The sequence below is a fragment of the Microlunatus elymi genome, from assembly GCF_007362775.1.
GTDB lineage: Bacteria > Actinomycetota > Actinomycetes > Propionibacteriales > Propionibacteriaceae > Microlunatus > Microlunatus elymi.
This window is the reverse complement of sequence record NZ_CP041692.1, coordinates 2,247,679-2,265,119: the sequence shown is the minus strand read 5'-3', so window position 1 is coordinate 2,265,119 and position 17,441 is coordinate 2,247,679. Positions and strand designations below refer to the sequence as shown.

Below are 17,441 nucleotides of genomic sequence, written 5' to 3'. Positions count from 1 at the left end.
GTGTGCCGCCGCAGCTTCGACGACACTGAACGGGACCTTAGCGTCGAACACAGACAGGGTGGAACCCTGTCGACCGCAGATTGAGCGCCCAATCGTTACCGACGTCGGCGGATCGGCCCGTAGGCTCGGCCCGGATGTCAGCGCCGAAATCCACCGAATCAACGCCGCACGTCCCGCCGGGTGAGATCTGGACGATCGGGCACTGGACCTGCGCCCAGGAGGTGTTTCTGGCGCCCTTGCGTCGGCACGACATCGAACTGCTCGCCGACGTACGAGCTCATCCGGCTTCACGGCGCAATCCGCAGTTCGGCCAGGACGAAATGCGCCGGTGGCTGCCGGACGCGGGCATCGATTACGTCCATCTGCCGGAGCTCGGCGGCCGACGGCGGCGTCAGCCGGAGGTTGATCCCGTACGCAATGCCGGATGGCAGCAGCCCAGCTTCAAGAACTACGCCGACTACACGCTGACCGACGACTATCGGAACGGAATCGATCGGCTGACCGAACTCGCCACCGACCGCCGTACGTGCTGTTGTGCGGTGAGCCGATGCCCTGGCGCTGCCACCGCTTGCTGATCGCCAACACCCTCACAGCGCGAGGTTGGACCGTCTGGCACCTGTTCGGCGACGATCCGCCGCGCCGGCACGAACTCGGCCGCTGGGGCGCCGAGCCAGTCACCGATCAGGACGGCGAACTCGTCTATCCACTGGTGTGACCGGGTCCGACGGGCTCGGCCGGATCCCGACAGCGTTCAACCCGACCGCTTCCAAGTTGCATGTAACTTTCGGCTCGGCCAATGGCCTGCACAAAACGTGGTGGCTACAAGTTGACAACATCACTGCACTCAAACGGACTGGCCTGCGCCAGCACGTCGGCGACCTCGCTCCCGATCTGCTACGCCAACTCACCCCGATGATCACGCTGATGATGGGACTAGGCACCTAACGCGTGCTCGTCCGCGGGTCTGAAGCATGATCGCCGGCATCCGCAGCGGCGTGGTGCGCGCAGCGATATGTGGGGCGGGTGGGGCTCGAACCCACGACCCAGGGATTATGAGTCCCCTGCTCTGACCGGCTGAGCTACCGCCCCGACGTGCCTGGACCGGCCGAGTCTAATGGCCGACGCCACGAACCCGACACCTGGCCGCGGCCGAGGTCGCGGAGGGCTCGCGAACACGATCGCCCGCTGATTTCCTCGAAACCCCCGGATTTCCGCGATCCCGATCCATCAGCGGGCGATTCTGTTCGCGACGGTCTGAGCACCGATCAGCGCAGGTCGTCGTGTCCCCTGAGTCACGGTGTCCTAGGTTGGCATCCAGCGAACCGCAATGATCACAACGGAGGATCTTGATGGAATACCGACAACTCGGACGGTCCGGACTGCGGGTCTCGACCTTGACGCTGGGCACCATGACCTTCGGTACGGAGGCGACGGCTTCGATGCTGGGGCACGTCGACGAGGCCGGCGTACGACGACAGGTCGACATTGCCCTGGATGCCGGCGTCAATCTGATCGACACCGCCAACATGTACAGCCTCGGCGCGTCGGAAACCCTTGTGGGCAAGGCGATCAAGGGTCGCCGGGATCAGGTGCTGATCTCCACCAAGGTACGTTTCCCGATGGCCGACGGGCCCAATGATCAAGGACTGTCGCGGCAGCACATCCTGGAGCAGATCGAAAGCAGCCTGTCCCGGCTGGGCACCGACCACGTCGACATCTACCACGTCCACGAGTGGGACGGGCTGACGCCGACGGAGGAATACCTCCAGACGCTCAACGTGCTGGTCGAGTCCGGCAAGGTGCGCTACCTCGGCGTCTCCAACTTCGCCGGCTGGCAGGTGATGAAGGCGCTGGCCACCTCGGACGCCCACAACTGGCAGCGCTTCGTCAGCAACCAGATCTACTACTCGCTCGAGGCCCGGGACGCCGAGTACGAGTTGATCCCGGTCTCTGTTGATCAAGGTCTCGGCGTGATGGCCTGGGCCCCGCTGGCCGGCGGCCTGCTCACCGGCAAGTACCGCCGTGATCAGCAACCGTCCGAGGGCCGGCAGATCACCGACTGGAGCGAGCCGCCGGTCCGCAACCCGGAGAAGCTCTGGGACACCGTCGACCTGTTGATCAAGGTCGCCGACGGTCACGGCGCCTCGCCGGCGCAGACCGCGCTCGCCTATCTGATGGCCAAGACCGGTGTCACCACGCTGGTGATCGGCGCCCGCCGCGAGGAGCAGTTGGTCGACAACCTCGGTGCTGCTGATCTTGTCCTGTCCGCCGACGAGATCGACGCCCTGGACGTGGCCAGTGCTCCCGACATCATCTATCCGCATTGGCACCAGCGCGCCGCCTCGCGCGAGCGTTTCAACGCCGCCGATCAGGTGTTGCACGGTCCGAAGCGACCCAACTGAGTCGTACCGAACTGTCCGGTAGAGTCGGACCGGTGCGTCGAGGGCGCCACCGGTCCGCGGGAAGGATGTCAGTCCACCTCAGCAGCAGTCTCTCGGTCGACAACAGATCACTTCCTGCCCGTGATGCGGACACCGGGCATCGACGGAGGAGATCATGTCCGACACCCGACCCACTCTTGATCAACTGCGGCGCGACGCCAAACGGCTGTTGAACAACGCCCGAGCCGGCGATCTCGACGCCGCCCGGCGGCTCGACACCGATCCGCAGACGGCTCAACTGGCCGCTGCACAACGCGTCGTGGCGCGCGAACACGGCTTTCGATCCTGGCCGCGCCTGGTTCGTGATCTTGATCGACTGCGGCCGGCGAGCTATCGCGACCTCGAGCTGCGCCGGGTCCAACGGCTGACCGTCTGCTGCTTCTTGCCCGACGGCGAGTTGATCATGGTCGACACACTCGACGGCTTCCGGATCCCGACTGGTGCCGTCGAGCCGGGCGAGGATCCGATCTTGGACAGCGCATTGAGAATTCCGTTGCAGGACGCGGGATTCCGGCGACAAGGCACCCATGTGGCCGGTGTCTCCACCGACGGCCGGCACCTCCTGCTCTGGGTCGACGGAGCTCGCTACTACGGCAACCGACCTCATCGCGAAGACGCGCGGTGGTGGACCGGGCCGTCGTCCGAGGCGACCGAACTCCTGCGGAGCCAAGGCGACGGCACGCTGGCGGCGTCGGTCGAGCTGGCCGATCGGGCACGCCGCGAACTGACCGACGAGCAGGCGGTCGAGGATCTGCGCCGGCTGCTGGACCCGTCCTACCTGCGGGCCGAGACCGCCGAGGGTGGATCAGGCTTCGGTGGTACGCCGCAGGAGTGGCGTGCGGCCCGCGAGCAGCTCTGTGATGCGATCGAGAGCGACGGAAGTTTCCTCGACATCGGCTGCGCGAACGGGCTGCTGATGGAGAGTGTGGTCGCCTGGTCCGCGGAGCGCGGGCATCGGATGGAGCCGTACGGAATCGATCACTCGCCGGCGTTGGTCGACCGGGCGCGGCAGCGGCTGCCGCAGTGGGCCGATCGGATCTGGGTCGGTGATGCGCTGACCTGGCGTCACCCGGACGGTCTGCGGTTCGATGTGGTGGCGATGATCATCGACGTGATCCGTCCGCACCGCTACCCGGAGTTGATCAAGCATCTGCTGGACCAGGTGGTCGCACCCGGTGGCCGGCTGCTGCTCAGTCGATACAGCGGCGGCGGTGAGCTGAGCGGCGCCGAGGCCTTGCGGCGGTGCGGCTATCCGGTGGACGGCGAGACGTCGGTGCCGGCCCGCGGCCGCCTCGACGACGAACCCGGCGCCTGGGTGATCAACCGCTGATCCGACCGGCGTCGTTGATCAAACCGGATCAACCTTGTTGATCAAGGGCATCGGCCAGCTCGGTCAGCCAGGCAGCCACCCCGGACGGGCCGGTCGCGATCAGGTCGGCATGATCGGCCAACGCGTCCTGCTCGTCGGAGGCGGAGCAGATCAACAAGCCCGGCGTGCCCTGATCCCGCAGATCCCGTACGGCGTCGAAGGCCGGCAGATCACCAAGATCATCTCCGATGAAGATGATCTGCCGAGCCTTGACCTCGGACGCGAAGTCGCGCAGGGCGTCGCCCTTGTCACTGCCGGCCGCACGGATCTCCAGCACGTACTTGCCCGGTTCCAGCCGCAGGCCGTGCGCGGTCGCCAGTTCGCTCAACGCCGGCAGCAGCTCGGTGAAGGCACCGCCCGGGTCCGGCAGTTCGCGGGTGTGCACGCCGATCGCGCGGCCCTTGTGTTCGGTCCGCGCCCCGCTGAGCCCGAGCTGAGCCAACAGGTCGGGCAACGCGGCCTCCACCTCGGCGATCTCGGGCGGCTCGGGCTGCCCGCTGAACCGATCGTCGGCCGCGTCCCAGCGCTCCACTCCGTACTGGCCGAGCACGGTCATCTGCCGCAGTCCGTCATGATCACGAAAGCCGCCCAATCGGACCGCGGTCCGCACCGGCCGCCCGGTGATCACCACGACGGCCTTGACCAGGGCACCCAGCCTGGACAGCGCCGCGACCGCGGCCGGATCGACATGGGCGCGTTCCGGATCGGGCACGATCGGCGCGATGGTGCCGTCGAAATCCAGTCCGATCACGGTGCCTTCGGGATCCGCCAGGATCGCCTTGATCGCCTCCCGGCCCGGATCGGTACGGACCTTCGGGACGGCCAGAACTTCTCCCTCATGCTGCTCACTCACGGCCCCTAGTCTGCCGGGCCGTTCCTGTGGGTAAGTAACCGGTCGCCGGCAGCAGAAGAACCTGGGACCGGCCGCAGGAAATGCCCAATGTAGGGTCGAAAAGCAGACAACTGGGGAGGCACGAGATGACCGCCGCCGCTAGCAGCGAGCGATCCGAACCGTCCGACAGATCGGGGACCCCGAACGGTGGCCTGTCCCCCGCCTCGTTCGTGGTGGTGGCCAATCGATTACCGGTGGACCGAGACATCGACGAGGACGGCAACTCCGACTGGCGTACGTCGCCGGGCGGGCTGGTCACCGCACTCGAGCCGGTGCTGAAGTCGCGGGCCGGCGCCTGGGTCGGCTGGGTCGGTGCCCCGGACGAGGATCTGGAGCCGTTCACCCACGACGGCATGGAGATCATCCCGGTGCCGCTCAGCGGGGTCGAGGTACGGGACTACTACGAGGGCTTCTCCAACGGCACCCTGTGGCCGCTCTACCACGACGTGGTCGCCCACCCCGAGTTCCACCGTGAGTGGTGGGACAGCTACCTCAAGGTGAATCGGCGATTCGCCGATCGCGCCGCCGAGATCGCCGACGACGGCGCGGTGGTGTGGATCCAGGACTATCAACTCCAGCTTGTACCCCAGATGTTGCGGGAGCGCAGACCCGATCTCAAGATCGGCTTCTTCCTGCACATTCCCTTCCCACCCACTGAACTTTTCCAGCAGTTGCCGTGGCGCCGAGAGATCCTGGAAGGTCTGCTCGGGGCCGATCTGGTCGGTTTCCAGATCAACGGCGGCGCACAGAACTTCACCCGGCTGGTCCGCCAACTGGCGCACTATCCGACCCAACGCGGCAGCATCGAGTTGCCGGACGGTCGCCGGGTGCTGGCCCGGGCGTATCCGATCTCGATCCAGACCCAGGAGTTCTACGACAACGCCCGGCTGCCGGAGACCGCCAAGCGGGCCGAGGAGATCCGGCACGAGCTGGGCGACCCGAAATACCTGTTCCTGGGTGTGGATCGACTCGACTACACCAAAGGCATCTACCAACGGCTGCGCGCGTTCGGCGAGTTGATCAGCGACGGCCTGCTGGACGCCGAGGACGCGGTTTTCGTCCAGGTCGCGAACCCCTCGCGGGAACGCGTCGAGGAGTACAAGCGGCTGCGGGACGACATCGAGCGGCTGGTCGGCCGGCTCAACGGCGAGCTCGGACAGCTCGGCCGGCCGCCGATCAACTACATGCACTCCTTCTACCCGCGCGACGAGATGGCCGCACTGTATCGGGCCGCGGACGTGATGGTGGTGACGCCGTTGCGGGACGGGATGAACCTGGTCGCCAAGGAGTACATCGCTTGCCGGCAAGCAGATGACGGCGCACTGGTGCTGAGCGAGTTCGCCGGCGCCGCTCGAGAGCTGCGGCAGGCGTACATGATCAACCCGTACGACATCAACCAGATGAAGGAACGGATGCTGGAAGCCGCCACCGACGCTCCCCGGAACAAGGCCCGGCGGATGCGGATCCTGCGCCGGCAGGTGTTCGAGCACGACATCGATCGCTGGGCCACGAACTTCCTGGACGATCTCGGCTCCTGCACCCGGTCGCGATGATCGAGACGTTGATCATGACCGGTGCGCAGGAACGTTGATCATGGCCGCAGAGAAGTTCCGGACCGGTGTCCGGCGCGGGCTGAAGCGTGCCGTGTACGGGTCCTGGCAGTCCGCGGTGGAGGCCGTCGGACGCAACCCCGGATCCGTACTGGCCTGGCAGCTCGGCACCGACCGGCAGTACGCCATCGCCTCCACCGGGCTGTTGTCGATCGCGGCCGGCGACGATGATCAACTCGACTGGCGGCACGTCGCCTGGCATCGGATCGAGCGCGGCAGCTTCGACGCGGACAGCAACACGCTGCGCTGGAAGGCCTACCTCGAGTCGCCGGCCGGCAGCCGGCCCGACCCGAGCTGGTCGGCCACCGAGGACGGGGCGCTGAGCCTGCTCGAGCCCGGCCGGCTGCCGGTGGTGTTCCGCGATCGGGTCTCCGCCTCGATCGCGATCCAGCGTTTCATCCCGCTGGAGCTGGACGGCAGCCAGATCCGGCCGCGGATGATCGAGCCGATCACCCGGAAGACCGACCGCCGGCGCGGCGTGATCATCTCCGGCCGACGCGACCTGTCGGCCACCGCGGCCGCGATCGAATGGCGGGTTTCGCTGCCCGCCGGAGTCGGCTGGGACACCCCGGGAATCAGCGAGCTGGCAGCCGAGGCGGCAACCGGTCTACGGGCCGCGTACGACCCCGACGGGTAGCCTCGATCAGGTCGCTCGGACCGGATTTCGCATCGGCCGGGAGTCCTGCTAATGTTCCTTTCCGCGCCTGAACGGCACGATCCTCGGTAGCTCAATTGGCAGAGCATGCGGCTGTTAACCGCAGGGTTACTGGTTCGAGTCCAGTCCGGGGAGCGCAGCTCTCCACGACGGAGTCCCGAGCTCGGGATCAAGTCAACGAAGGTGCACGTTTGGCCCCATCGTCTAGCGGCCTAGGACATCGCCCTCTCACGGCGGTAACGCGGGTTCAAATCCCGCTGGGGTCACCTAGGTGGATGCCCAGTCAGAATCGATTCTGGCTGGGCATTCGTGCATCCGAGCAGGTGGACTACCGGTCCGACGTTGCATGTAACAATGGCTGCATGGGTACATCCACCGAACGCGTACGCCAACACCGCGAGCGCCTCCGCCACCGTGGCATGCGCCCGGTGCAGATCTGGATCCCCGACGTCAACGCCCCCGGCTTCGCCGAGGAAGCCCACCGCCAGGCCATGAACATCCGCAACTCCCCCGCCGAGGCGGAGGACCAAGCCTGGATGGAGGCGATGGTCGCCGAGGTTTGGGATGGCGAGTGAAGCGCGGCGACATCTGGATCGGCGCTGGGACGGGCTACGCCAGCAAACCCCGCCCGGTTCTGGTCATTCAGAATGACCGTTTCGACGCAACCGATTCAGTCCTGGTCGTTCCGTTCACCAGCGCCGACGCCGATGCGCCCCTGGCCAGGCTCCAGGTCGAACCCGACGCCACCAACGGTCTGGACAAGCGGTCCTGGCTGCAGATTGACAAGCTCGGCCCGGTCAAGCGGGTGAACCTGCGCAGCCGCCTGGGCGAACTCGATGAAGATCTGCTCCGTCAGCTGACGCCGATGATCACCCTGTTCCTAGGGCTGGGCCAATGAGCTGGGAGATCAGGAGTACAGGTGGGCGCTGGCCTGCTGGGGATAGACAGCGCGCAGTCTCTCCAGCGCTCGCAGTTCGCAGCGGCGGGCGCGGGCGCGGCTGACACCGAGCCGGCGAGCCACCTCACTGGTGTTGTGTTCGGAGCCGTCGGTGAACCCGTACCGCAGCTCGATCACCCGACGCTCCAGCTCGTTCAGCCCGACCAGCAGTTCGCGGCCGGGCAGGTCGGTCCGCAGCACCGACTCGAACTCCTCGGCCGCCCGGTCGTCCGGCAACTCCAGCACGCTGAGATCCTGCTCGGCCAGCAAGGTGATCGGAGTGTGCGACAGCATCCACTCCACCCACTCGACGTCACGGCCGACGGCGGTCGCCACCTCGGTCGTCGACGCCAGCCGGCCGAGTTGCTGGGAGAGGTGAGTCTGCAGCCCGCGTAGCTCGCGGGCCCGTTCGGCCTGGCTGTACGGCAGATTCAGTCCGCCGCCGCGCGTCGCCGACAGCGCGCCGACATAGGCGCGGATCCAATGCAGCGCGTAGGTGGCGAAGCGCAGTCCGCGCCGATGGTCGAACCGACGGACCGCCTCGATCAACCCCAGACAGCCCTCCTGGAACAGCTCGTTGTTGCCCACCCGGCTGCGCCCGGCGTCCCGCCTGATGACCAGGGCGACCAGCCGCAGGTTGGACTCGATCAGACGCCGCACCGATTGCTGGCCGAGCCGCTCGAGCATGATCAACTCCGCCTCGGTGGCATCCGAACGCCCGCCGGACGCGCGAGCCTCGCCGGCCAGCAGTCCGGCCTCGATCTCCTGGGCCAGTTGGGATTCGTCCGCCGCGGTGAGCGATGCCGGCGGCAACGCGAGTCCGATCTCGTCCATGATCGACAGCGTGGCCGAACGGGTGTCGTCCGACACGGTGCCGGTGTTGCCCGCATCCGGGCAGGTGTTGCCCGTATCGGTCCCGGCGGGCCCCGCCGAGGCTCAGCCACCGAGGTTCAGCCGCCGGACAAACTCCGGATCTGCAGCTGCTTGCGCTGCGCCTCCAGCATCACCAGCTCGGAGAAGGTCTTGTTGTACGTGGTCGGGTCCTGGACCGGATTGGTGCGTTGCAGCCGGGACTTGATCCGGCCGATCTGCCGGCTCACCGTGTTCACCCGCAGCTTGGAGGTGTACGCGATCACGTAACCGTGGGTCGGCGCCGCGGTGAGCAGCGGTTCGACCGCGAGCGCGATCACCAGCGAGTTGACCCACGGGTTGTCCTCGGCGGTGGCGACCCGGCGCGGCCAATCGGAGAACGGATCGGGCGCCGACGGGTTCGATGCCGGCGGGTTGGCTGCCGCCTTGTGCGCGTGCCGCAGCACCGCGGCGTAGGCCGGGTGGGTGAAGTCGTCGGAGGTGAGCCGGGACAGCTCGTCACCGAACAGTTGCGGCACCTGGATGATCAGCTTCGCGGTCTCCCGTTCGGTACCAAGGCTGCGATCGTGCGGGTCGGGCAGGATGTCGGCCGCCGCCGCTGTCCCCGGTGTGCTGGGCGAGGACGCCGCGGCCGTCGGTGCCTCGGGCCGCTGGGACTGGGCTTGATCACGGTGCCCGCGTTGATCACGATGACCGCCCTGCTCGGGTTGGGCCGGTCGCCGGGACGCCCGGGAGGCGACCCGATTGACCTCATGGCGTACCTCTTCGGGATCCATTCCCAGCCATTTGGCCAGCTCCCGAATGTATTCGCTGACCTTGCCGCGGTCTCGGACGCTGGCTACCAGCGGCGCCGCCTCGCGCAGCGCGTCCACCCGGGCGTCGGCCCGATCAAGATCGTATTTACTCAGCACGTTGTCCATCACGAACCGGTACAGCGGCATCCGCCGGCCGACCAGTTCACGCACCGCCGCGTCGCCGTGCTGCAGTCGCAGATCACACGGATCCAACCCGGTCGGTTCGATCGCCACGTAGGTCTGGGTGATGAAGGCCGAGTCCAGCGAGAACACCTTGAGCGCGGCGTTCTGCCCGGCGGCGTCGCCGTCGAAGGTGAAGATCACCTCGCCGTTGCCCTGGTCCCCCATCAGCCGCTGCAGGATCCGCGCATGATCGTTTCCGAACGCGGTGCCGCAGGAGGCGACCGCCGTCTTCACCCCGGACAGGTGGGCGGCCATCACGTCGGTGTAGCCCTCGACCACCACCGCCTGGGCCCGTTTGCCGATCTCCGGCCGGGCCAGGTCCAGCCCGTACAGCACGTGAGATTTCTTGTACAGCGGGGTTTCCGGGGTGTTGATGTACTTGGCCGGCAGCCGGTCCTCGTCGAAGATGCGGCGGGCGCCGAAGCCGACGACCGACTTGCCGGCGTCGCGGATCGGCCACAGCAGCCGGCCGGAGAAGAAGTCGTAGCCGCGCTGCCGCAGCAGGCCGCCGGTGATCAACTCCTCCTCCGCGAAGCCGCGTCCCTTCAGATGCTGGCCGAGCTGCCGTCCGCCGCGCGGCGCGTAACCGACACCGAACTCCTCGGCTGCGGCGCGGTCGAAACCACGCTCGGCCAGGAAGCGTCGCGCGGTCAGCGCGTCCGGAGTACTCAGCTGCTCGGCGAAGAACTCGGCGGCGGCCTTGTGCGCCTCCATCAGCCGGACCCGCAGCCCGGCCGGCATCCGCGGTCCACCGTCGTCACTGATCCGCAGTTGGATCCCGACCCGGTCGGCCAGCTTCTGCACCGCTTCGGCGAAGGTGAGGTTCTCGATCTTCTGCAGGAAGCTGATCACGTCGCCGCCCTCGCTGCAGGCGCCGAAGCAATACCAGAGCCCGCGGGCGGGGGTGACGTTGAAGCTGGGGGTGGACTCGTCGTGGAAGGGACACAGTCCCTTCATCGAGCCACCGCCGGCGTTGCGGAGCATCACGTACGATCCGACGACGTCCTCGATCTTCGCGCGCTCGCGCACGGCCGCGATGTCTTCCTCGTTAATCCGGCCGGCCACGGGCCGAGTGTAATGGTCGGCGCCGACGATCCGTACGCCGGAACTCGGGCAGCCGCGACGGCCAACGCACCGTCCCGGCGGTCCGCCAACAGCCGCACCCAAAACCGACCCGCGCACGCGAAACATCGGGTGCGGGGGAAGATTTTGGGTGCGGCTGTGTATGGCCCGGGCGACATCGGGTGCGGGAGTGTTTCGGGTGCGGCTGGAGTCGGCCGTCCACGGATAGGCTCGCGGCGTGAGCCAACCGACGGCTGTGACGCAACGCCGCGCCACCCCACCGATCTTCGCGGCCGGGCTGGCTGCCGTGCTGCTGCTGATCGCGCTGACCTCGGCCGGGATCGCGCTGTACCTGAGCCATCGCAATCCGTGGTCGCAGGCGGACCGGATCACCGACACCGAACGCCGGCTGATCGGCGACTTCTACGGCGCCAAGACCGGTCTGGGCACGCCGGCGCACCGCAGCTCACCGTTGCCTTCCTCGATCACGCTGGCCGAGCCCGACGTCGGCGACAAGATCTTCCGCATCTTCTTCGACGGTGAGCAGGCGGCCTCCATGGGGCAGGCGCTGAGCGATCCGAGGATCGACGTCGAGGTGCTCGACCTGCGGCCGACACCGGACGGATCGGTGATCTTCCGGGTCCGAACCGACGCCTGGGTGCGGTCCGACGGCGAGCAGAGTGGATCAGAATTCGATCACTCGCTGGTGGTCCGGCTGTCCGACGACGGCGACGCGATGTACGTGGTCAGGGACCTGATCCTGCCGGATCCTCCCGAGACGCCGGATCCACCGTCGCCCACCGTGAGGCTGCTGCCGTATGTGTTGCTCGGAGTGTTGTGCGTGATCGCGGTCGCGTTCGGCTGCGCTGCGGTCGGCCGGGCCCGGGGCACTCGACGCGCGGCCGTCGCCGGCGTTGCCGTCGGGGCGATCCTGGCCGGTCTGCTGGCGACCGCGTTCGTGATGACGTCCGCCACTGTGGTCAGCGCGGAGACGACCGGTCGGGACTTGTGCGCGTTGACCATCGGCGATTCCGCGCTGGGCGGCGCGGACCCGTACGGCAGCGGATTCTGGGGCACGTCGTGTCGTTCGGTCTCGACCGCCTGGCTGGTTGCGATCCTGACCGGGTACGCCGGTGTCGTCGCCGGGGCAGTGATCACCGTCCGCCGGCTCGCACCGCGCATCGTGTCAGGATGAACCCATGACGCCGGCTCCCACACCATCGATCCGGGCCGGGCACCGGGATCGCCCCTGGGTGATCATCGACGGCGACTGCGCCTTCTGCAGTTCGAGTACGAGTTGGCTCGCCGATCGGCTGCATCGCACGGATCGGCCCGACGTCCAACGCGTGCCCTATCAGTTCCTGGAGCTGGAGACCTTCGGGCTGAGTGTCGAGCGGACCCGGCGAGAGCTGATCTGGCTACCGGCCGGCGATGGCGTGCCGCCACAGGTGCCGGGCGGCGCGGATGCCTTTGCTGCTTGGCTTTCCTATGCCGGCAGGCCGTACGCGATGCTCGGCCGGCTGATCACCTTGCCGGTGATCAACTCGCTCGCCTGGTTCGTCTATCGGCTGGTTGCGGCGAATCGGCAGCGGCTGCCGGGCGGCACCCCGGCCTGCGCGATGCCGCCGGCGCAGGAGTGAAAACCTCCGGTCGAGCGGGTGCGCCCGGATTAGGGTGAGGGCCATGGAACCTTCGACAAGCTCGGAGACTACGGCTGCGGAGGCGACGCGGGCGCTGACGATCGAACAGAACGGGCTGAACACGATCGCCGAGGCGGAGCGGCACGGCACCGCCAGGAGCCTGTTCTGGCCGTGGTTCGCGGCCAACGTGTCGGTGCTCGGGATCAGCTACGGATCGTTCGTGCTCGGCTTCGGGCTGTCGGCGATGCAGGCGATCGTGGTCGGCGTGATCGGCACCGTGTTGTCGTTCGCGCTCTGCGGAGTGATCTCGTTGATCGGCAAACGGGGTTCGGCGCCGACGATGGTGCTGGCCCGGCCGGCGTTCGGGGTGCGCGGCAGCCGGTTGCCGGCGGTGGTGTCGTGGATGATCACGGTCGGCTGGGAGACCGCGCTGGTCTCGCTGGCGGTGCTGGCCACCACGACCGTCTTCGGCGAGCTGGGCTGGAACGCCGGCACCCCGACCAAGATCGTTTCGCTGATCGTGGTGGCGGTGCTGATCGTCGGCAGCGGGATCATGGGCTTCAGTTTGATCATGCGGCTGCAGGTGATCATCACCATCGTCACCGGCGTACTCACGGTGGTCTACGCGATCTTGGTCCTCGGCCACATCAACCCGACCGCGCTGGCCGCGCTGCCGTCCGGCGGCCTGGCCGCCATGATCGGCGCGTTGATCTTCATGATGACCGCGTTCGGCCTGAGCTGGGCCAACATGGCGGCCGACTATTCCCGTTACCTGCCACGCAACGTCAGCAGCGGCGCCGTGGTCGGCTGGACCACCTTCGGTGCCGCGCTGGCGCCGGTGCTGTTGCTGGTCTTCGGGGTGCTGCTGGCCGGATCGTCCAAGGAGCTGAACGACAAGGTGGCGGCCGATCCGATCGGTGCGCTGACCACGCTGTTGCCGACCTGGTTCCTGGTGCCGTTCGCGATCGTCGCCGTGCTCGGTCTGGTCGGCGGCGCGGTGCTGGACATCTACTCCTCCGGGCTGGCGTTGCTCAGCGCCGGTCTGCCGGTGCCCCGCTGGGCCGCGGCCGCGGTGGACGGCTGCATCATGATCATCGGATCGATCTACATCGTCTTCTTCGCCAGCGACTTTCTCGGCCCGTTCCAGGGCTTCCTGATCACTCTCGGCGTGCCGATCGCGGCCTGGGCCGGGGTGATGATGGCCGACATCGTCCTGCGACACAGGGATTACGACGCCGCCGGGCTGCAGGACCGCACCGGTCGTTACGGCGACATCAACTGGCTCGGCATCGCGTTGATGATCATCGGCACCGCGGTCGGCTGGGGCCTGGTCACCAACACCTACGCGCACTGGCTGAGTTGGCAGGGTTATCTGCTCGGCCCGATCGGCGGCCGCACCGGCAGCTGGGCGTATGCGAATCTCGGCGTGCTGGCGGCACTGGTGATCGGCTTCTTCGGCTACCTGATCTTCGGCCGGTCGGCCGTACGCCGGCAGGAGTTGACGCTGGAAGCGTGAGGCGCCGCCGAGCGGCTCGGGTTGGCGTCGGCACCGCGCTGCGCCCGATCCGGGTCGGAGGCTGCAGGATAGGCATGTGCTCGCAACTCCCGGCCCCGGCCTGATCGTCGCCCTGGTGATCTTGGTCGCGCTGGCCATCGGCGCATCGTTGATCGGCCAACTGCGGCAGGAGAAGGCGATCGCGGTCGCCGCCGGCCGGGCGGTGATCCAACTGGCTGCCGTCTCCTTGATCATCACCGCCGCGCTCAGCCAGCTGATCTGGTCGGCGGTGTTCGCGTTGTTCATGTTCTCGGTGGCTGTGTTCACCTCGTCGCGGCGGATCGGCGCAGGCCGGGCCTGGCCCTGGGTCGCACTGGCAATGTTGTGCGGCTTGGTGCCGACCTTGGCGGTGATCTTCGCCTCCGGCGCGATCCCGTTCAACGGGCCGTCGCTGGTGCCGGTGGCCGGCATCATCATCGGCGGCACGATGAACGCGAATTCGCTGGCCGGCCGTAGATCCTTCGCCGCGCTGCGGGAGGAGAAGGGCGTCTACGAGGCGGCCCTGAGCATCGGGCTGACCCGGGCCGAGTCGATCACCGAGGTGATCGGCCGGCGACTGCCCGAGGCGTTGGTGCCGGGCATGGACCAGACCCGTACGGTCGGCCTGGTCACCCTGCCCGGCGCCTTCATCGGGGTGCTGCTGGGCGGCGGCTCGCCGATCCAGGCGGGCACCGCACAGGTGATCGTGTTGGTCGGCTTGTTGTGTACTCAGACGATCACCATCGTGGTCGGCCACCGGTTCATGCGGGCTGCCCGCCTGCTGCCGAAGGATCTGGCCGGATCCCTGCAGCCGTGAGGCGAGCAAGGCTGCTGAGTGCACCCGGTCGGACGATCAGGTCACCGGCAGGTCGGTCAGCACGTAGTCCCGGATCGCGATCGAGGCGGCTCCGCGGGCCCAGTTGAAGAAGTCGCCCGGCGCGATCCGTACGTCATCGGGATCGGCCTCGGTCGAACGGTTCTCCTGCAGGGCTTGACGAAAGTCGTCCTCCGCAGCGACGACGTAGTCCAGCCCGTCGCCAGTGATCACGATCCGCTCCGGCGCGAACACGTCGGCCAACCGAGCCGTCAGGAACCCCAGGCGATCGGCGGCATAGCTGATCACCCGGCCGGCCACCGGATCGCCGGCCACGGCCAACCCGACGCATTGCTCGAAGCTCACCGGCCGATGCAGTCCGCTGGTCGCCTGCTCGGCGATCGCGCCCGAGGTGAGGATCGCGCTGGCGCAACCGCGATGATCAACATCGCGGCACGGTGGCCCGTCGGGATCGAGAATCCAGTGCCCGACCAGGGTGGCCAGGCCTCCCCTGCCCTCGAGAAGTTGATCATGTACGACGGCCGCGGCACCGACACCGACACCGACCGTGATCACCAGCAGCGAACGGCAGCCACGGCCGGCGCCGAACCAGTGCTCGGCCTGGGCCAGCGCCCGCAGATCGTTGTCCAGGCTGACCGGCAGGTCGACCTCGGTCGACAGCGCATCGGTCAGCGCGACGTCCCGCCAACCCAGGAACGGCGCCCGCCGGACCATCCGCCGGCCTTCGACCGTGCCTCCCAGGGAGATGCCGATGCCGGCCAACCTGGGCCAGTCGATCCGCTGAGACTCGGTGATCGAGTTCACCAGCGCGACCACAGCCGCCGGGGAAGGATCGGCGATCGGGCGTTCGTCGCGGGCCAGTTCGACACCCTTGAGGTCGCAGACCACAGCGTAGGCGACCGACCCGGTGAGTTTGATGCCCAGGAAGTTGGCATGCCCGGCATCGACGTCCAGCGGACGGGACGGTCGTCCGGTCCGACTGATCAACTCCGCTCGGCGTTCGATCAGCAGCCCGCTCGTCAGCATCGGCCGGGTCAGCCGGGTCAGGCTCGCGGTCGACAAGCCCAGTTGGCGGGACAACTCGGCACGCGACACCGGCCCCGATCGCAGCACCGCCAGGGCGACCGAGCGAGCGCTCGCGTCGGCAGGTGGCGTGCCGCGGTCCGGGGCCGGCTTCGACATCATCGTCTGATTCCCGTTGATCAATCCCGGTCGATGTTGATCATCCGAACTCGAACAGCCGGTTGACCTGGTTGTTGAGATCGACCAGCGAGGAGACCGGCTGTTCGCCGATGAAGATGGCTTCCAGGCCGGGCGTCATGATCGCCGCGATGTCCGCGCCGTAGCTACTGACCGGCAGGAAGAAGGTCTCCTTGTTGGCCACCGTGTCGGTGAACGCGCTGGCGTCCACTCCGGCTGCTTTCCTTGTCTGCAAGGAGATCCCGGTCGCCTGCGGCCGCGCCGGGAACACCACCCCGGCCTTGCCGATCAGATCCTGGCACTGCTCGGTGCTGAGGAACTTGACCCACTTGGCGGCGTTCTCCGGATTCTTGGCGAACTTGGTCACCGAATCGGCCAGGCCGTTGAACGGGGCCGCCCGCTTGCCGCTGGGGCCGATCGGCATCGGCGCGATCTGCCACTTGATGTCCTTGATCGTCTGGTAGCTGGAGATCATCCAGGCGCCGTCCTCGACGATCGCGGCCTTGCCTGCGGCAAACTGGTTGTACGCGCCGAAGCTGTCGCTGAAGGTGCCGTACTTGGGTGCATATCCCTTGCGGGCCAGGCCGAAATACCAGGACAGCGTGTCCTGCAGCTTCTGATCACCGTAGTTGTAGTGGGTGCCCCACGGGTTCTTGTCCATGAACTGCCAGCCGTTGCTGACCGCGAACGACGACCAGGTCGTCTGCGCCATGTTGTCGCCGGCGCCCAGACCGCCGAGACCGTACACCGCGACGTGGTTCTTGTCGAAGCCCTTCTCGTCGCCGCGGCGTCCCTTGTTGTCCACCGTGAGATGGGCGATCAACTTCTCGAAACTGCCGCCGTCCTTGGTGTTCCAGTCCAGCTTGCCCAGCTCGGCCGGATCGACGCCCGCCTTCTGCAGCAGCTGGGTGTTGTAGAACAGGCCGACGGTGTCCCAGTCCTTGGGCGACCCGTAGCGATGACCGTCCTTGCTCCACAGTTCTCCGAGCCCCGGCTGGAATTCGTCGTCCGAGATGTCCCGGGTGGCCTGCAGCTGATCCAGCGGCAGCAACACGTTCAGGTCGACGAACTGCGGGTATTTCGTCAGGTGGTTGGTGAACACGTCGGGTGCGGTGCCGGAGATGAAGCCGGCGGTGAGCTTGGTCCAGTAGTCACCCCAGCCGTACTGGGTGATCTTGACGTTCAGCTTCGGGTTCTGCTGGTGGAAGGCGTCGGCACACTTCTGATAGCCGGGCTGTTGGGATGCGTCCCAGAGCCAGTAGGTGATCTCGTTGTCGGCCTGACTGCTGCCGCTCCCGCTGCAGGCCGACACGGCGGCGGTCATCGCCACCGCGACGCCGACCGCCAGCGTCTTGAACCGAGTCCGGAACCGACGTCGTACGGTGCCGGTGGGGTTGAGCTTCTTGATCTTGAACATGG

17 protein-coding genes and 3 tRNA genes are annotated in these 17,441 nt (G+C 67.4%); 14 read left to right on the top strand and 6 right to left on the bottom strand.

Going from position 1 to position 17,441, the window contains the following annotated elements; translation table 11 throughout:
- Window positions 1–134: 134 nt before the first annotated feature.
- Window positions 135–575 (top strand): DUF488 domain-containing protein, encoded by a 441-nt coding sequence (locus FOE78_RS10190; protein ID WP_210414912.1) that lies wholly within the window; start codon window positions 135–137, stop codon window positions 573–575.
- Window positions 548–715, top strand: a complete 168-nt coding sequence (locus tag FOE78_RS23850; protein ID WP_210414911.1) for a hypothetical protein — start codon at window positions 548–550, stop codon at window positions 713–715. The genes FOE78_RS10190 and FOE78_RS23850 overlap by 28 nt, the downstream gene beginning before the upstream one ends.
- A gap of 300 nt (window positions 716–1,015) precedes the next feature.
- Here the strand turns inward: FOE78_RS23850 and FOE78_RS10185 are convergent.
- A tRNA-Ile gene (locus FOE78_RS10185) sits at window positions 1,016–1,089 on the bottom strand.
- A gap of 260 nt (window positions 1,090–1,349) precedes the next feature.
- Here FOE78_RS10185 and FOE78_RS10180 point away from each other — a divergent pair.
- Together FOE78_RS10180 and FOE78_RS10175 are read left to right on the top strand one after the other, a co-directional pair.
- Window positions 1,350–2,402: an aldo/keto reductase gene (locus FOE78_RS10180; RefSeq protein WP_143986189.1), complete on the top strand. Its 1,053-nt coding sequence runs from the start codon at window positions 1,350–1,352 to the stop codon at window positions 2,400–2,402.
- 154 nt (window positions 2,403–2,556) lie between these two features.
- Window positions 2,557–3,771, top strand: coding sequence for a class I SAM-dependent methyltransferase (locus FOE78_RS10175; RefSeq protein WP_143986188.1), 1,215 nt, complete (start codon window positions 2,557–2,559; stop codon window positions 3,769–3,771).
- Between the two features lie 28 nt (window positions 3,772–3,799).
- Here the strand turns inward: FOE78_RS10175 and otsB are convergent, their stop codons facing one another.
- Window positions 3,800–4,663, bottom strand: coding sequence for a trehalose-phosphatase (gene otsB, locus FOE78_RS10170; RefSeq protein WP_143986187.1), 864 nt, complete (start codon window positions 4,661–4,663; stop codon window positions 3,800–3,802).
- Between the two features lie 125 nt (window positions 4,664–4,788).
- Here otsB and FOE78_RS10165 point away from each other — a divergent pair, with 125 nt between their 5' ends.
- From FOE78_RS10165 to FOE78_RS10140, 6 genes are all read left to right on the top strand, one after another.
- On the top strand, window positions 4,789–6,255 hold the full coding sequence (locus FOE78_RS10165) for an alpha,alpha-trehalose-phosphate synthase (UDP-forming) (RefSeq protein WP_143986186.1): 1,467 nt from the start codon (window positions 4,789–4,791) through the stop codon (window positions 6,253–6,255).
- 40 nt (window positions 6,256–6,295) lie between these two features.
- Complete coding sequence (locus FOE78_RS10160) at window positions 6,296–6,949, top strand: hypothetical protein (RefSeq protein ID WP_143986185.1); 654 nt, start codon at window positions 6,296–6,298, stop codon at window positions 6,947–6,949.
- Between the two features lie 80 nt (window positions 6,950–7,029).
- A tRNA-Asn gene (locus FOE78_RS10155) sits at window positions 7,030–7,102 on the top strand.
- A 58-nt stretch (window positions 7,103–7,160) separates the two neighbouring features.
- A tRNA-Glu gene (locus tag FOE78_RS10150) sits at window positions 7,161–7,233 on the top strand.
- Between the two features lie 96 nt (window positions 7,234–7,329).
- On the top strand, window positions 7,330–7,542 hold the full coding sequence (locus tag FOE78_RS10145; RefSeq protein ID WP_168207458.1) for an antitoxin MazE family protein: 213 nt from the start codon (window positions 7,330–7,332) through the stop codon (window positions 7,540–7,542).
- Window positions 7,539–7,865 (top strand): type II toxin-antitoxin system PemK/MazF family toxin, encoded by a 327-nt coding sequence (locus FOE78_RS10140; protein WP_143986183.1) that lies wholly within the window; start codon window positions 7,539–7,541, stop codon window positions 7,863–7,865. Before FOE78_RS10145 ends, FOE78_RS10140 begins: the two co-directional genes overlap by 4 nt.
- 9 nt (window positions 7,866–7,874) lie before the next feature.
- Here FOE78_RS10140 and FOE78_RS10135 read toward each other — a convergent pair whose 3' ends face one another.
- Both FOE78_RS10135 and dnaG read right to left on the bottom strand, forming a co-directional pair.
- A complete protein-coding gene (locus tag FOE78_RS10135) occupies window positions 7,875–8,774 on the bottom strand; it encodes a sigma-70 family RNA polymerase sigma factor (RefSeq protein ID WP_143986182.1) in 900 nt (299 codons plus the stop codon).
- 80 nt (window positions 8,775–8,854) lie between these two features.
- The gene (gene dnaG / locus FOE78_RS10130) at window positions 8,855–10,816 is read right to left on the bottom strand and encodes a DNA primase (protein ID WP_143986181.1); all 1,962 of its coding nucleotides are present in this window, start codon (window positions 10,814–10,816) and stop codon (window positions 8,855–8,857) included.
- A gap of 235 nt (window positions 10,817–11,051) precedes the next feature.
- On the opposite strand from dnaG, the gene FOE78_RS10125 reads away from it, so the two are divergent.
- The 4 genes from FOE78_RS10125 to FOE78_RS10110 all read left to right on the top strand — a co-directional run bounded on the left by FOE78_RS10125 (window position 11,052) and on the right by FOE78_RS10110 (window position 14,804).
- Window positions 11,052–12,008 carry a hypothetical protein gene (locus FOE78_RS10125; protein ID WP_143986180.1) on the top strand — a complete coding sequence of 319 codons (957 nt, stop codon included), beginning with the start codon at window positions 11,052–11,054 and terminating at the stop codon, window positions 12,006–12,008.
- Window positions 12,009–12,012: 4 nt separating this feature from the next.
- Window positions 12,013–12,453, top strand: a complete 441-nt coding sequence (locus FOE78_RS10120; RefSeq protein ID WP_143986179.1) for a thiol-disulfide oxidoreductase DCC family protein — start codon at window positions 12,013–12,015, stop codon at window positions 12,451–12,453.
- Window positions 12,454–12,496: 43 nt separating this feature from the next.
- Complete coding sequence (locus FOE78_RS10115) at window positions 12,497–13,969, top strand: purine-cytosine permease family protein (RefSeq protein WP_143986178.1); 1,473 nt, start codon at window positions 12,497–12,499, stop codon at window positions 13,967–13,969.
- 76 nt (window positions 13,970–14,045) lie between these two features.
- Window positions 14,046–14,804 (top strand): ABC transporter permease, encoded by a 759-nt coding sequence (locus FOE78_RS10110; protein ID WP_143986177.1) that lies wholly within the window; start codon window positions 14,046–14,048, stop codon window positions 14,802–14,804.
- Between the two features lie 36 nt (window positions 14,805–14,840).
- Here FOE78_RS10110 and FOE78_RS10105 read toward each other — a convergent pair whose 3' ends face one another.
- Both FOE78_RS10105 and FOE78_RS10100 read right to left on the bottom strand, forming a co-directional pair.
- Window positions 14,841–16,007 (bottom strand): ROK family protein, encoded by a 1,167-nt coding sequence (locus FOE78_RS10105; protein WP_143986176.1) that lies wholly within the window; start codon window positions 16,005–16,007, stop codon window positions 14,841–14,843.
- Between the two features lie 37 nt (window positions 16,008–16,044).
- The gene (locus tag FOE78_RS10100) at window positions 16,045–17,439 is read right to left on the bottom strand and encodes an ABC transporter substrate-binding protein (RefSeq protein ID WP_143986175.1); all 1,395 of its coding nucleotides are present in this window, start codon (window positions 17,437–17,439) and stop codon (window positions 16,045–16,047) included.
- Between the last annotated feature and the right edge of the window lie 2 nt (window positions 17,440–17,441).

Excerpts from the sequence above, each read along its gene's own strand:
- FOE78_RS10175 (WP_143986188.1), top strand. The coding sequence starts at position 2,557 with ATGTCCGACACCCGACCCACTCTTGATCAACTGCGGCGCGACGCCAAA.
- FOE78_RS10165 (WP_143986186.1), top strand. The coding sequence starts at position 4,789 with ATGACCGCCGCCGCTAGCAGCGAGCGATCCGAACCGTCCGACAGATCG.
- FOE78_RS10115 (WP_143986178.1), top strand. The coding sequence starts at position 12,497 with ATGGAACCTTCGACAAGCTCGGAGACTACGGCTGCGGAGGCGACGCGG.
- FOE78_RS10105 (WP_143986176.1), bottom strand. The coding sequence starts at position 16,007 with ATGATGTCGAAGCCGGCCCCGGACCGCGGCACGCCACCTGCCGACGCG.
- FOE78_RS10190 (WP_210414912.1), top strand. The coding sequence starts at position 135 with ATGTCAGCGCCGAAATCCACCGAATCAACGCCGCACGTCCCGCCGGGT.
- FOE78_RS10100 (WP_143986175.1), bottom strand. The coding sequence starts at position 17,439 with ATGTTCAAGATCAAGAAGCTCAACCCCACCGGCACCGTACGACGTCGG.
- FOE78_RS10120 (WP_143986179.1), top strand. The coding sequence starts at position 12,013 with ATGACGCCGGCTCCCACACCATCGATCCGGGCCGGGCACCGGGATCGC.
- FOE78_RS10160 (WP_143986185.1), top strand. The coding sequence starts at position 6,296 with ATGGCCGCAGAGAAGTTCCGGACCGGTGTCCGGCGCGGGCTGAAGCGT.
- FOE78_RS23850 (WP_210414911.1), top strand. The coding sequence starts at position 548 with ATGCCCTGGCGCTGCCACCGCTTGCTGATCGCCAACACCCTCACAGCG.
- FOE78_RS10145 (WP_168207458.1), top strand. The coding sequence starts at position 7,330 with ATGGGTACATCCACCGAACGCGTACGCCAACACCGCGAGCGCCTCCGC.
- FOE78_RS10180 (WP_143986189.1), top strand. The coding sequence starts at position 1,350 with ATGGAATACCGACAACTCGGACGGTCCGGACTGCGGGTCTCGACCTTG.